Consider the following 14,149-nt stretch of genomic DNA (forward strand, 5'->3'; position numbering starts at 1 on the left):
AATCGACGCCATTGTTACCACCGACGTTGCCAGGGTTGTAGCCGTTACCGTTACCGGAGTTATAGCCACCGCTGCTGCTGGTGCCGTCCAGGCGGCCCTTCTTCAGTGCGTTGTCCGGATCACCGCGGCCCAGCTTGCCGTCGCTCTCACCGTCGGTGGCGGACTCGACCCGCTTGTACAATTCACCGCCGTGGGCCATGTAGGTCTGCGCAGCCTTCTGCACTTCAGGATCGGCCTTTTGCTCCTTGCCGTTCTTGTCGGTGTAGTAGCCGGTCTCGGCGATCTTGTTCATCTCCTCTGGCGAGGTCAGGTCCAGGCCCTTGGCCTTCTGGAAGTCCTGGAAGGTAAAGGCGGCATCCTTGTCGCTCATTGGCTTCGGCCCCTGTTGGACGTTGCCGAAATTGACGCCATTGTTACCACCGATATCAATGGTGAACGAGCCGTTACCGGAATTGCCGTTGGACTGGCTGGAGGACAGGCGTCCCTTCGAGAGGGCCTGGCCAAAGTCGCCCTGCCCCAACTGGCCGTCAAAGTTGCCGTCGGTCGATGATTCCAGGCGCTTGAACAATTCGGCATCGTTGTCCAGGAACGCTTGCGCGGCTTGCTGGACGTGATCGGGGACGCGGTCGGTATGGTTATTCTTGTCGGTGTGATAGCCGCTGGCCAGCTCCTGCATCTGCTTGATCGACAGCAAGCCGATGTCGTTGTCCTTCTGGAACTGATTGATGGTCTTGGCCGCGTCGTAGTCATCCGGCTGGTTCTTCGACAGCGAACCATTCATCAGCGCCGACATCAGGAAATTGAGCAGCAGGCCGCTGAAGTCCTGATTGCCACCGCTGGGCTTGTCGGAAATGCGGCCCTTCTTGATCGCATTGGCGGCGTCGCCCTCTCCGAGTTCGCCGTCGAAATTGCCATCGGTGGCCGATTCGGTCTTCTTGAACAGCTCGCCGCCGTTGGCCATCATCATCTGCGCGGCTTGCTGCACATTGTCTGGCACGCGGTCGGTCTTGCCATCCTTGGTGAAATAGCCGCTGGCCATTTCCTGCAACTGCGACGGTTTCAGGCGTCCGGTCTTGTTGTCCTGCTGGAACTGGCTGATGGTCGTGGCGGCATCGGCCTCGGACATCTTGGAGCCGTTACCGCCCGTGCCCAGGATGGCATCGAGGAATTTCTTGGCCGCCGGTGGCAGATCGAACTCCACGTAGGCAGAATTCTTGTTCGATGAATTGCCGTTGTGGATATCGTTGTAGTCAGACTCGCTGGCACCGCGCAGGCGCAAGGTCAGGGTCAGTTCACCATCCGGTGAACCGTTCTGATAGTTGTTGTTGTTGGATGTGACAGTAAATGTATTGGACATACTTTCTCCGGAAAAATGGGCAACAAACTACTCCGACGGCCGCACCACTGCGTGATACCTGCTGACTTCGCCGTTGCCGGACGATGACGCACGAAAACTCAAGGGATAGCGGACTCGTTGTTGAGTGACCCGACGAAGTTGTTAGTTCCAGTCCACCAACATGGATGCCGGTTCTTCCGAAGACACGCGCACGCCGCCCGGTCGAGGCGGCCAGCGGTCGCGGCGCGGAGGTCCGCGCCGACAGATCTGAACGGTGCCGGTGCGATGCTGCCTAGACCAGTTGCTGGCCGGCGTCGCGCCCCTTTTTCATCATCTTGAACATGACGTCGAAGGCATCGACTTCCTCGGCCGAGGCGTTCACGCTGTTTTGCTGCGCAATGGTCTTTGCTGTGGTCTTGTTCGATTCGGTCGTAAGGTCTACTGCCATGGCGGACTCCCGGAAGAGAAATGTTTAGCGGTTTGCACCGGACGCTACTGGGTCGCAATCGGCTCGGCGCAGGTTCCATCCCCGTGCGGGACGGTGTGACGAAGAGCGAAGAAAGAGTGCTCGGCAAAGTGCCCGCGCAAGAAGAAGCAGTGGCGCCGCAGGCATGGAACCGGCCATGCCCACGGCGCCACCGAAGAAGATGCGCCTGGCGTCAGACTGCCGCTTGTGCGGTCTCTTCCGCCTTCTTCGCGTATTTGAGGAAGATGTTGACGTTGTCGACGTTGGTCACGTCGTCATTGACGGACTGTTGGGTGCGGATGGCGCGTTCGCCGCTTCTGCGCGCAGCTGCGGCGGAACTGCCGGCAGTGTTGATCGAATCTTGCATGCTGGCTCCCGGTTGTGGCGCGCGATATGCGCGGCGCTCATTGCTGGTCGTTGACGTTCTTGGCCATGGTGGCGAAGACCTTCATCTTGGCCAGCGATGTGGCTTGCTGCGACACCCACAACTGGAACTCCATGGCCTGCTCGGCGCCGGCCTGGGCATTGCCTACCATCGGATCAGATGCGCCCTGGCGCATGCTGGGATTGCCTTGCGATTGATAGCCGCCGGCCATCTGGCTCTGGAAAGTGGACATGGTGGTTTCCTCACTAGGGATTGAAATGCAGGTGGGACCCGCAAGAGTCCCACCCGACGCACAAGAACTTATCTGCTAACAGATCAGATGTAGCTCTTGACGTTGTCGCGCTTCTTCTTGTCGATCGTGTGAGACAGGTCATCCGCAGCTGCAATTTCAGCATTCGTATTGACGACGTTTTGCTCAGCCACCTGAGTAGCAGTGCTTGCGGTCGATGCACCGCTGATAAAACCTCCAGCCATAGTAACCTCCATGAAAGTTAAAGATTGCCGCAGCGCATTGTGCCCCCGCGGTCCCAACTAAGTGGAACGGCAAGCGCGATGGGTTCCATCGCGACGTGCATGTTTATCTGCAGCAGGACAACATCCCGGCCACTGGCTCGACCAGCGCTTGCGGTACAGGCATGGCCTCGCGGCCGTCGACCACTTCTCTCTATCCCACCAACGATATTGCACCTGTATCGACCACGGAAATTTCATTGCGCGGCGATTCATGTTCAACGCTGGAACCAAAGGCCGGCACGGATTCACCCATGGTGGCAGTACATGAGCCCCTCCTATTCTTGTAAGGAAAAATTAAGCATGAATATCACTTTCAACACCGGCACCGGCGGCGTCAGCGGCGGCAACGAGACCCCTTCGGCCAATGAAGTCAAAGGCTTCCAGGACGGCCTGGCGGGCAAATCAGACCAGGACCTGCTGCAAGGCCTGCTGCAGGGCAACCTGCCCAAGTGGCAGGAACAGGCCATCAAGGATGAAATGAACAAACGTCATCCGGAAGCCCAGCAATCCGGAGGCGCCAGCGGTACCGGCGGCGGCAGTGGTAGCGGCAGCTCGGATGAACTGGATGACCTGGTCAAGAAACTCAAGAAAGGCACCATCTCCGACGAAGAGATCAAGAAGCTCTCGGCCATCAGCGGCGTACCGGAAGGCGAACTGCAACAGGAGAAGAGCAAGAATGCCGCCGATAGCCTGGGCCAGGACAGCGACATCACCGGCGGTTGAAACCGGCCTCGTGGAGCCGGATAGGCTTCAAGGGCTGGGTCCTGTGTCACACAGGGCCCAGCCCTTTTTCTATTCGGTAGCGGCATGGCGATGACGGGATGGCCACCGCGCCTGCTGCCAGGTGCGGTGGTCTTCGGCGTTACTGAACGAATGTGAAGCGATCCTGGCGCCAGCGCTTGGCCAGCCCGGAAAAGAAACGCAGCAATTCCAGCGTCGACACCGCGCCATCCTCGTCGTGCAACGGAAACCGGCACATCAGGGCGACGCTGTCGCGCGTGCGATCGTAGGAGAACACTGGCGCGCAAACGCCGAACAGATGGGTCTGCGTCTCCAGCAGGCGCAGTAGCACGGCTTCGCGCGCGGCGCCCGGCAAGGCCCCGAAATCGCAATGCATCTGCACGCTTTCTGGCAGCATCAATCCGGCATGGAACAGCGTGAAGTCGACGCCATCGACATTGATCTGCGCGGCCTGGTACATGGCCGGCTTGAACTCGATCGACAGCTGCTCACACAGGTGATCGATCAAGGCGTGGTAACGGTGTATCGACATACTTCCCCAGTTTTATTTTTTTGGTTGGTGCGACCGGCAACAGGTTTGCGTCCAGGGCGGCGTTGCGGCGCGTCCATTGCGCCGCAACGCCCTGATCAGACGATATCGCCGTTCTTGGAGCCGCCACCGCTGTTGCCATTGCCACCAGCACCGCCGCCGGTCAGCGTGCCCAGCGGATCGGTGATGGCACCGAGCGGATTGCTTACTACGGTATTGAGTGTGTTGATCGGATTGATGTCCATCTTGATTCTCCATCGAGTGAGGGGATAACTGAGTCGGCCCTCGGGGGGGCGTGGTTCCACGCCCCAATGCCAATGCATCCGATGCCGCCAGATCAGCGAGTCCGGTAACAATCGCTTTCAATTTATCCGTGCCGGCACCAGCCTGGCCGGCATCTCGTTGGAACCCTGGATCGAGGCGCACCACCCATCAAGCGATGACGGCAACTGCCGCGCCCTTCCACTGCAACGACCAGCGCCTTGCGCTTACTGCCATGAACCATTTCGTCGGCCCTGTCCTGGCCCATCAAGATCATCGCGCCACTCATCCTGGGCACCCCATGCAACCGCTCGGCGAACAGCTCCTGCTGTGGTCTGGGCAACTCCGCGTGCTTACTCGGGCCGAGGGCATGCACGTGTGGGACCAGGACGGCAACCGGTTGCTCGACGGCGTCTGCGGCCAGCACTTCACGACGCTCGGCCACGGCCATCCGGCACTGGTGCACGCAGCGACCAGCCAGCTTGACACGCCGAGCTATTGTGGCCAGTTCGTCCGGGCCGCCGATGCGCCCATGTCGGAGCTCAGCGACAAACTGCTCAAGCGACTTCCATCAGGCATGCAGCGGGTGCGCTACACCGACTCCGGCGCCGAGGCCAACGACCTGTTCCAGCGGTCGGCGAGGCACTTCTGGACACTGGCCGGCAAGCCGGACAAGCACATCATCATCGGTTGCCGCAGCAGCGACCATGGCGCGACGCCGCAGCGGTGCCACATCGTGCCGCCTGACTGGTTCGGCTACGATGGTTTTCTGACCGAATACGAATTCGGGCTGGCGGCGGCCCGCGAACTGGAACACACACTGCTGGAGCTCGACCCGCAACGGGTCGCAGCCTTTCTGGCCGAACCGTTCCACGGCAACGGAGGCGTCATCTACCCGCCCTACAGCTATTGGCCCGAGGTCCAGCGCATCTGCACGCAGTACGACATCCTGCTCTGCGTGGATGAGGTCGTCAGCGGCTTTGGTCGCTGCGGCCAATGGTTCGGCAGCGACCATTTCGGCATTCACCCGGACGCCATGATCCTGGACCGCAGCCTGACCTCCGGTTACGTGCCGATGGGCGCGCTGGTCTTGTCGCAGCGCATGGCCGACGCCCTTACCGTCGGGGCCGACTCGCCGGCGCACGGCTTGCGCGACCAGGGACATCCGCTGGCAGCGGCGGTGGCGCTGGCGAACCTGCGCGTGCTGGATGACGAAGGCTTGATGGAGGAGGTCGAACACGATACCGGCCTGTACTTCCAGTATTGCCTGCGCGAGCGTTTCGACGGCCATCCCATCGTCGGCCAGATCCAGGGCAGCGGCATGCTGGCCGCGCTGCAGTTGTCGCCAGCGCCATGGGACAAGGCCAGCTTCGACGAAGTCGGGTTGGCCGGTCACTATTGCAGCCTGCGCGCCCGGCAACACGGGCTGCTGGTGAACGCCAGCGGTGACCGGATCGCGCTGGCGCCGGCACTCATCGCCAGCCATGCCCGCCTGGACGAGTTGATCGACAAACTGGGACGCGCGGTGGATGACACCGCGCGTGCCCTGGCGTTGCTGTAGCCCGACAAGCCTTCAACGCCCCCACGATGCCCGCGGAACCGCCCGGCAACACTGCGCTACTCATGTTTGCACGCTGCCCGGTGCGGCGTTTGACCACAACAATGAGCCAGGAGCGCATCATGTTCGATCCGACTTTTGCCGACCAAACCATCACGCCACGCCTGTGGGGACTGGTCAAGCCAGCCGACGGCTGCCTGCCTGGCGAACAAAGCCACAACACGTTCTACATTCGCAACGGCGGCGAGGCGGGGGTGCTGGCCTTTGCTTCGGCATTGGATGCCGAGATCTACCGCCAGCAGTTGCTGGGACTCGGGTTGCCCGGTTGGCAGCGGGCCCCGCTGGAGCAGATCGACCTCGATCGTATCCTGTCCGGCCAACCTGAGCCGCAACGCAGGTTGATGCTGGCGCTGGGATTCTTTGCCTCGGACACCAACGACCTGCTGCTCGACGACCAGCAGATGCTGATCACGCCCTTGCTACCGGTGCCGGTGCGCCTGGCCCATTCGCTGCATGGCATGTCGCAACTGCACATCGAGCGCGAGGTGCTGGAGTTCGTCGAGCAATGGTGGGATCGCGTGGGCGGCGACCACTACAGCGACCAAGTGCGGATCGCCGCATGCTGGAGCGACCTGCAACTGGCGCAACGCGCGCGCGAAGCGCTGGAGCGCGCGGCCATGGCAAGTATCAGGAGCTATCACGCCGTGTGGAGGGAAACCGGCGGCGGCGACGAGTGCGCAGTATTTTCACCGGATACGGGCGCCTGGCATTTTTCGACCTTGCAAGGACCGCGCGAACGCGCGCTGCATTGAGCCTGCGTGGCGCCACGTCTTGCTATTGAGAGCGGACGGAACCTAGCCAAGTCGCATACCACCTATTCCAGACTGCCGTCCGTGCGCTGCGCGCCGCGATGGCCCCTGTCCCCGCGCGATTAAAAGACACGCGAGGACCAGCAATCCAACGACAACGATATTCTGATCATTATGGTTTCTACAATTTATAACAAACCGCAGGCACTACAGGAAGAGAGCTCGCGTTATGTCGCACAGGCAATGCGCAAGGTAGAAGATACCGTCGGCAGCGAGTCGTATATCCTGCCGAAAGAATTTACCAACTTTCGCAAATCCGGTGAGACCCAAGAAAAATGGGTACGTCTCTATTGCAACCTGACCGAAGCTAAAAGCGGTCTCAAAATACTGGTCAAGTCCGCCGACGAGGAGCGCGAGGCTGTTGGGGCACGCTGGCACAGCGAAAGAAAAGAGCTCAAGCATATCGGGGAACAATTAGTTGACTTCACTTGCCTGACGACGATTCCCGAAGCCTGCCCCTTGCTGTATGCGCGGGTCGATATGGAATTTTCCCTGACGGCGGCGCGCAATAGCGACAGTATCAAAAAGGCTAAAGCGAACTTGCGACGCGACCTGGAAGAAAAAAAAGAGTGCCAACAGCAATTGCAAGCGCTCCAGGAAAAACTGGCCGCGCTCGCGTCACCTGGCGCGGGCGAAAAAAAACGCTCGCGCGATGCGCACGCCAGTTCCGATGTACTGAAGGAAAGAAAGAAACTGCGTGCCAAAATCGCCGACAAGACCAGCGATATCGCCACTCTCGATAAGATGATCGGCGACAGCGAAGATGATGTCGATGCAGAAATTGCGGCGCTGGCGCCGCAGCAAATGGAATTGGCTACCCTGATAGGGCAACTGGCCGTCGTTGGCGTTCCGGAAGAGGAACAAGAATCCATTACGGCCCTGCTGCGCCAGCTCGACGACGCGACCGACCGCCATGACCGGACCACTTCGTTGCTGGATCAGGCGAACATGCCACCGCAGCTGAAAATAGAAAACGATGCCATAGATGGCCACGTCAACTTTTCCGCCGGACCACACAGCAAACAGCAATTGAAAACCTTGCTGGAAGAAGTCAATAGCCAGCTCTCGCATGCTGAAAAAATGATTCTGGCATATATCGACAAGAGTCACTCCAAAGGGAGCGGAGGGGAAATTCGGGCCGGCCGGTTCATGCCTACATGGCTTCATTATCCCGCCGAGAGGCTGACTTATTCTTACGCCCAGAGTGAACGTCCGGCGCCGCCGGCCGATGGCCAGGAAGATCCGGCTGCGCTTGCACCTGAATACCGGTTTTCACGTCTGGCGCTGCAGTTGAGGGAAGCGGTCGAAGAGACCACCGAAGACTTGGCTGAGGAAGAAGGCGAGGACCGCGCAATACAGGAGTACGGCACAATGGCGCTGCCGGCGGCCAACATCGATAGCGATCATGATGAAGATAGCGATGGTGCGAGCGAAGACCAGGATGCGGCATCGAGTAATTCACCGGCGCTCATATCTGCAAAGCCGCCCATTCACTCACTGCCGGCCTCGGGGACCATTCCGGGTTCCGGCACGGCGCTGGATACGGCATCGGACGCGATGGCCTTGGTGCTGCGCGACCAGGAAGATCGAACCGATATGACGGGCGAGCTGGTTCTTCGCGACAGCCTGGAGAGCGCGCTGGTCGCGCCGCTGATCGATCTGCCGGCGGTGGAGGGACTGCGCGTGCGCTTGTTGCAAAATACGCCTACCGTGGGAACCGCGCGCCTGATGCTAATGGCGCCGCCGCAATCCACCGCACCGGCAACCCAAAGCAATGCGCCCGCATCAACGCGACGCACCTCTGAAAAATCGGGGTCATCCAAGGAAAAAAGTCGAAAAACCCGACACATGGAAGTGAGGGAGCGCCCTAAGGAAAAGTCCAAGGATAAAAAGACGTCGAGCAGCGGCAAAGCGGCACCCAAGGCTGCAGCGCCGCTCTTGCCCGAGCCGTCCACTCGCGCGAGTACATATCACTTCGGTTCTGACGAGCTCGATTGGGAATGGAAAGATATGAAGGTGGAATTTCGGGTACCGCCACCTGCGACGGATCTGCCCGAGGATGGCATCGATATCGATACTCTGCACGATCGCAAGTTCTTGCTGATGATCAGTGACCAGGCTTACGAGGAGCCAACCCCGCCCCCGTTGTCTTCCAGTTACACCATGGGTAGCGACGAATTGCGCGACAAGCAGACCCCGCCGGCGCAGAAGAACTCAGCGCCGGATGCTGCAAATGCCACCGGACCGCAACTCAATGAAAAGGGGCGTACGGCGACCATGCCGGATATGCGCAGTCGCGAGCCGGACTCCGCCCGCCCGCGGCGGCGCAGCACGGCACCACAAGCGGGCACCTCCGGCGCTGGCAGGCAACCGCCTCGACCGCCCGCGCATGCGCCACATACCGCCACACGCCAGCATTTTCGGGCCGAAATCCCTGCTTATTACCCTGCTTATTACCCGGCGGCCTATCCCGCTTTCATGCCGGACCCTAGCGTGCCATGGAATGCCATTGGTCCGATCACGGCACTGCCTGCGGAGATGCGCGCGGCCATTGTCCAGGCAGCGCTAAGCAATACGCCCTGGACCAGTGTGTGGCATGCCGATATGCGGCCGGGCGGAAATGGGCTGTTAAAGCAGTACTATGTGGTACGCGATTACGTTCCCACTCCCCTGCATTTTTCAATTCCGGTAGCAGGATTATCCCGGCCCTATGTCTATAGTGTGCTACCAGGCAGCCCCTTTTTTCACGTCATCGAAATTCCGTGCCCACAATATACGCCAGGCATACCGCACGCTTATGCAAAACCGCCGTTGCCGTCCGCCAGGCGAGCAACGAACGGCTTGTTCACGTACGGCAGCAGCAATCCGAATTCGCCGCGCTATATCGATCCCAATCGCGTGAATGGGGCGGCGCAGATAAAACAAGAAAGCCCGTTTGGTGTCAGCAGCAATAATCCCAACTCGCCGCGTTATTTCAACCCGAACCGCGCCTACAACGCCACACGTGCGCCTAAGAAGCCGCCCGAACCGGTGCGCCGCCCGCGGGTCTACGTCGATCCGGAACCAAGGTACGACGAAGCCTTCGGCAATGAGTCCCGTTATGCCCGGCCGACTGGCCAACCCTACCCCAGTACCCGCGAAGATGGTCATCGTGAACCCCGGCAGGGAAAGCACCCCGGGCGCACACAGAAAACGCCCTCGGCGCAAGAATTCTGGGAAGAACGCGCGCGCCACACCAGGCCCAAGCCGTCCACCCGAAGCGGCGAGAAATCGCGCACACGCACATCCGACAACAACCGGCCAGGTGCCGCATCGGCTACACGGCCGACCCCGGCTGCCGCCACGCAGGAGACTGTGTCTGTAGGCGCCAGCGACATCGAGGTCACCCCCATCGGGGCAGGCCAGCATGCACCGGTTGAGGTGCTCGGTGCCGCGCTTGAGAACGAGGCGCGTATCAAGGCGAGAGATGAAATCGTCGCCAAAATGCGGAAAAACGGCCGGCCTGTCCCTCGCAATATCGAGCAGGACGTGCCGGTACCCAACGACGAACTCTTCAAACATATCGCTAAGCTGCAAGATCGCGACGACTTCAGGACAACGGCCGATTACAAGGACGCACAGCCATCACTGGCCCGAGGCAAGGCCATCATCGACGGCCTCGTCGCCAAGGGTTTCGATCTGGCCATGCTCAACGACTTGCACGTAGATTTGAGTTACTGGTGGAATAGCGGCCAGGGCGGCAATATCCGACGACCGCCGGGGTTCGTAGCGCCTTTAGAGGCGCTGTGCGAAAAAATGATGGAGCAGGAGCGCCGCGCAGAGGAGTATCGAAATATGCCCGCCGATAAGCGTGAGGACGCCCTCGCTGCCAACAGAGAGAGCATCCTTTCCAACGACAAGGATGCATTCTCGATATACATGCGAAAAAAATACGAGAACGTATTTTCGTTCGACGTCGATGCCGATTGCATCAGGCCCATGATGGGTCGCGTGTTTAACAAACTCAATACCTACCTGGTTGAATTGGCGGCCAAGCAAATCATGAACAGCCCCGCCTTCACGGCATACTCCGACGAGCAGCGTGCATCGTTACATCTGAACCTGAATCTGCAAAAAGATGGCCTCGACGAAGGTGGTGTTCGCCGGGTACCGGAGTTCAAGGCGATCTTCGAAAAGACCGTCGAAGACAAGTTGCAGGCGCTCGCCAGAACCGAGCCCGACAAGGTTGCCAATGAGGCAAAGCGCCAAGCACAACGTGACAACTTGCGTAATAGCCTGCTGGGTTCAAGCAAGGAAGGCAAGCAATTACATGAAGATTGGCTGCTCGGCAGCGAACATGGCGCTGCGTTGCGTGCGACCAAGAACCAGTTGGCCGCCAATACCTGGGCGTCCACTATCGCAAAACTCTCTACCGACATCAAGGCGCCATCATGATCGACACCGTGCGATCCCCGGCGCGAAACGATGCCCTGATATCACTGTTGCGCGACATGCAGCAGGATCCATTCGGGAACCGACAACTCATGCAATGGCAAGGCATGGCGGTCGACGCCGTGCTCGCCACCATAGACCGGCTTGCCCAGCAACTCGTAGCGCTCGCCCCTCCAACGCAACAGAGCGCCGACGCCGATGTGTTCCAGGTGCGTGCAGATACACGCCGGCGTCAATGCCATGTGGAGCAGTGCCGAGAACTGGCCGCTCAGATGGTGTTTGCATCCATGCAGCATCTGGACGACCCACAATGGGATCCGTTGGCGTCCACGGCGAACACAGAACCACCTGTCGCAAACCCGTCATTGCTGGTGGCATTACTCGAACTGGCGCGACATCCCGAGTGAATCATCGTATTAGGTCATCGTGCAAGTGAAGGCTGCACGGGTGTTTTATGGAAATTCAAAGATGGTACGGCGACGACCAAGCGGAACTATTTCCCGATTGCAGACATTCATGAACATGGCAGGCGCGACACTCTTCAACCTGTTGTCGAACGGCGTCCCGGGAGAGAAATTCCCCCGTTTCGATTCCGGACCAACGACCGCGCTTCCCGCCGAACAGCCACGTTCACCTGGCGCTCCGTTCGGCGGCAAGAAGAAGATGGCCGTGCCACCTGGTCAGGCGACTGACCCTAATAGCGCATCCGGCCGCGGCAGAATATCGCCGCGGCCTGTTCCCCGGCACTGACCGAAACACGCAAGAGACCGGCCCCTTGTCCGCAAGGCTTGGGGGAACGTAACGGCCGGACCAGACACAGAAAACCCGCTGATCAAAGGAGCCCAGTGACACCGCAGACGACATCGCCGGTCTCGCCTGACGCTTCGCGCAAGGTGGATCGCCCCGCCCAGGCGGCAGCGCAGGCACAGCCCTGCCCCCACCGGAAATACGACGTCGATGATCTGTTCGGCGTCTTTCCCTGACACTATTTCAACCAGCACAGCACATGATGACGGCGCCCACGGGCGCCGTTTTTTTATTCCGCTGCAAGCATGCCGCCATCCCCTTTCCCCCGATGTGCGAACCGGACGACGCAGCGCAGGTCGCCCGCCAGCCGCACCCGATAACACTTTTACATCGGTTCCTCGACGTGAGGAATGTTGAGACATTCCAGCGGTGAATTGCCCTAAAGTATTTTCACGCCGGCGCCTCGACGCGTCGGTCAAAAAAGACAGGCGCAACAAACCAGCAGTGTCGACAGCCGGGCATTCTCGCCCGGCGATAACAAAAGGGAAACGACGTGGTTGCCTCAATAAACACAACAAGGGAGTGGCACGCAAGCCAGCGTGCGGGGGTTGGGCAGCGGGCGCGACGCCGGCTGCTGGCCATCGGTCCGCTCCTCACGCTGGCGGTCTCGGCGGCCCATGCGCAAAGCCTGCCGGGCGCCGGCGAACTGCTGCGCGACCTGCGTCCGGCGCTGCCACTGGCGACGCCGGACGGCCAGAGCCTGCCGCCGGAAGCGCCGACCGGCACAACCAGCATGCCGCTGGAGGCCAACAGCGACAGCTTTGCCGTCGCCGGTTTTCATATCGAAGGCGCAGTGGCCTTTGCGCCCGAAGTGCTGGCGGCCCTGCTGGACGACCTGGTCGGTCCGCAGCGCAGCCTGGCCACGCTGGATCAGGCGACGGCACGCATCACGCGCTTCTACCGCGACCACGGATATCTGCTGGCGCGCGCCTATCTGCCTGCGCAGCGGCTGGACCAGGGGCAAGTACGGCTGCTGGTGCTAGAAGGACGACTGGGCGAGATCCGGCTGCATAACGCATCGCGCATGGACAGCGCTACCCTGCGCCAGCGGCTGGACCGGATCGGCCTCGGCCTGCCGCTGGCCGGCACCCGGCTGGAACGCGAACTGCTGTTGATCAACGACCTGCCCGGCGTGGCGCTGCGCTCGGCCCTGACCCCGGGCAGTTCGGTGGGCAGCACCGACCTCGAAGTGCAAGTGGCCGATGACCGGCGGGTGGAAGGCGAAGTCAGCCTGGACAACCATGGCAACCGTTATACGGGCGCCGTGCATGCCAACGCCGTTCTGGCGCTCAACAACCCGCTGGGCATCGGCGACCAGTTGCAGTTCAATGCGATCAGCGCCGGCAGCGGATTCAATTACGGCCGCCTGGCTTACCAGTTGCCGCTGGGCGCGAGCGGCACCACGCTCAACCTGTCGTATGCCGCGATGGCCTATCGGGTGGGCGCGGATTTTTCGCAACTCGATGCCGCCGGCAGCGCGCGCCTGGGCAGCGCCGCCCTGGGCTTTCCCTTGGTGCGCAGCCGACGCCTCAATGTCGGACTACAGTTGCGCCTGGACACCAAGCGCTTCCAGGACCGTATCGGCCTCATCGATTTGCGTCGCGACAAACGCATCGATGCCGCCACCACGGCCCTGACGGTGGAAGCGTCCGACGGCTGGCTGGGCGGTGGCCAAAGTCGGGCATTGCTGGGCCTCACGCTAGGCCGCCTGCACCTGCCTGCAGCCGATCTCGCCGATGACCGGATCGGGCACCGTACCGAGGGTCGCTTTGCCCAGGGCAATCTGCAGGCCACCCGCCTGCAAGCGCTGGGATCGCACTGGGAAGGACTGGTCCAGCTCAGTGCCCAGTACGCCGCCGGCAACCTGGATTCGGCACAGAAACTATCAATGGGCGGTCCTTATGCGGTCCGGGCCTACCCTTCCGGCGAAGCGCCGGCCGACGACGCCGTGATGCTCAACCTCGAACTGCGGCGCGCCGTGACCACCCAATGGCAGGCGTTTGCCTTCGCCGATGCCGCACGGGGACGCTTGAACCACAGCCCGCTGGCAGCCGATGGCGACAACCTGCGCAACCTCTCCGGCATCGGACTGGGAGCCCGCTGGAACCAACCGCAAGCTTATCGCTTGCAGGCCACGCTGGCCTGGCGCACCGGCCCGGCCGCGACCTCCGAACCCGACAAGTTGCCGCGCTTCTGGCTGCAACTGGCGAAGAGCTTCTGAATTACCCACCGATCATCATTATCAGGAACACG

The 14,149-nt window shown here is 60.9% G+C and carries 13 protein-coding genes; 6 read left to right on the top strand and 7 right to left on the bottom strand.

The annotated features are described in order from the left end of the window. The 5 genes from LBW87_RS10570 to LBW87_RS10590 form a co-directional block, all read right to left on the bottom strand. Nucleotides 1-1,357, bottom strand: a 1,357-nt coding sequence (locus LBW87_RS10570; protein ID WP_225201426.1) for a hypothetical protein, incomplete at its 3' end; no start/stop codon positions are given. Nucleotides 1,358-1,628: 271 nt separating this feature from the next. Then, nucleotides 1,629-1,784: a hypothetical protein gene (locus LBW87_RS10575; protein ID WP_225201427.1), complete on the bottom strand. Its 156-nt coding sequence runs from the start codon at nt 1,782-1,784 to the stop codon at nt 1,629-1,631. A gap of 211 nt (nt 1,785-1,995) precedes the next feature. Beyond that, a complete protein-coding gene (locus LBW87_RS10580) occupies nt 1,996-2,169 on the bottom strand; it encodes a hypothetical protein (protein ID WP_225201428.1) in 174 nt (57 codons plus the stop codon). Nucleotides 2,170-2,206: 37 nt separating this feature from the next. Next, complete coding sequence (locus LBW87_RS10585) at nt 2,207-2,419, bottom strand: hypothetical protein (protein WP_225201429.1); 213 nt, start codon at nt 2,417-2,419, stop codon at nt 2,207-2,209. Nucleotides 2,420-2,502: 83 nt separating this feature from the next. Beyond that, a complete protein-coding gene (locus LBW87_RS10590; RefSeq protein ID WP_225201430.1) occupies nt 2,503-2,661 on the bottom strand; it encodes a hypothetical protein in 159 nt (52 codons plus the stop codon). A gap of 339 nt (nt 2,662-3,000) precedes the next feature. Between LBW87_RS10590 and LBW87_RS10595 the strand changes: the two genes are divergently transcribed. Further along, a complete protein-coding gene (locus LBW87_RS10595; RefSeq protein WP_225201431.1) occupies nt 3,001-3,423 on the top strand; it encodes a hypothetical protein in 423 nt (140 codons plus the stop codon). 139 nt (nt 3,424-3,562) lie between these two features. Here the strand turns inward: LBW87_RS10595 and LBW87_RS10600 are convergent, their stop codons facing one another. Together LBW87_RS10600 and LBW87_RS10605 are read right to left on the bottom strand one after the other, a co-directional pair. After that, entirely contained in the window at nt 3,563-3,973 is a 411-nt protein-coding gene (locus LBW87_RS10600; RefSeq protein ID WP_225201432.1) for a CesT family type III secretion system chaperone, read from the bottom strand. A gap of 95 nt (nt 3,974-4,068) precedes the next feature. Continuing rightward, the gene (locus LBW87_RS10605; RefSeq protein WP_225201433.1) at nt 4,069-4,215 is read right to left on the bottom strand and encodes a hypothetical protein; all 147 of its coding nucleotides are present in this window, start codon (nt 4,213-4,215) and stop codon (nt 4,069-4,071) included. 317 nt (nt 4,216-4,532) lie between these two features. Between LBW87_RS10605 and LBW87_RS10610 the strand changes: the two genes are divergently transcribed. The 5 genes from LBW87_RS10610 to LBW87_RS10630 all read left to right on the top strand — a co-directional run bounded on the left by LBW87_RS10610 (nt 4,533) and on the right by LBW87_RS10630 (nt 14,117). Next, nucleotides 4,533-5,792 carry an aminotransferase class III-fold pyridoxal phosphate-dependent enzyme gene (locus LBW87_RS10610; protein WP_225201434.1) on the top strand — a complete coding sequence of 420 codons (1,260 nt, stop codon included), beginning with the start codon at nt 4,533-4,535 and terminating at the stop codon, nt 5,790-5,792. 119 nt (nt 5,793-5,911) lie between these two features. Beyond that, nucleotides 5,912-6,601 carry a hypothetical protein gene (locus LBW87_RS10615; protein WP_225201435.1) on the top strand — a complete coding sequence of 230 codons (690 nt, stop codon included), beginning with the start codon at nt 5,912-5,914 and terminating at the stop codon, nt 6,599-6,601. A gap of 240 nt (nt 6,602-6,841) precedes the next feature. After that, nucleotides 6,842-11,092, top strand: coding sequence for a hypothetical protein (locus LBW87_RS10620; RefSeq protein ID WP_225201436.1), 4,251 nt, complete (start codon nt 6,842-6,844; stop codon nt 11,090-11,092). After that, nucleotides 11,089-11,496, top strand: a complete 408-nt coding sequence (locus tag LBW87_RS10625; protein WP_225201437.1) for a hypothetical protein — start codon at nt 11,089-11,091, stop codon at nt 11,494-11,496. Before LBW87_RS10620 ends, LBW87_RS10625 begins: the two co-directional genes overlap by 4 nt. 893 nt (nt 11,497-12,389) lie before the next feature. Next, complete coding sequence (locus tag LBW87_RS10630) at nt 12,390-14,117, top strand: ShlB/FhaC/HecB family hemolysin secretion/activation protein (RefSeq protein WP_225201438.1); 1,728 nt, start codon at nt 12,390-12,392, stop codon at nt 14,115-14,117. The last annotated feature ends 32 nt before the right edge of the window (nt 14,118-14,149 follow it).

Source organism: Herbaspirillum sp. alder98 (assembly GCF_020179755.1).
Lineage (GTDB): Bacteria > Pseudomonadota > Gammaproteobacteria > Burkholderiales > Burkholderiaceae_D > Herbaspirillum.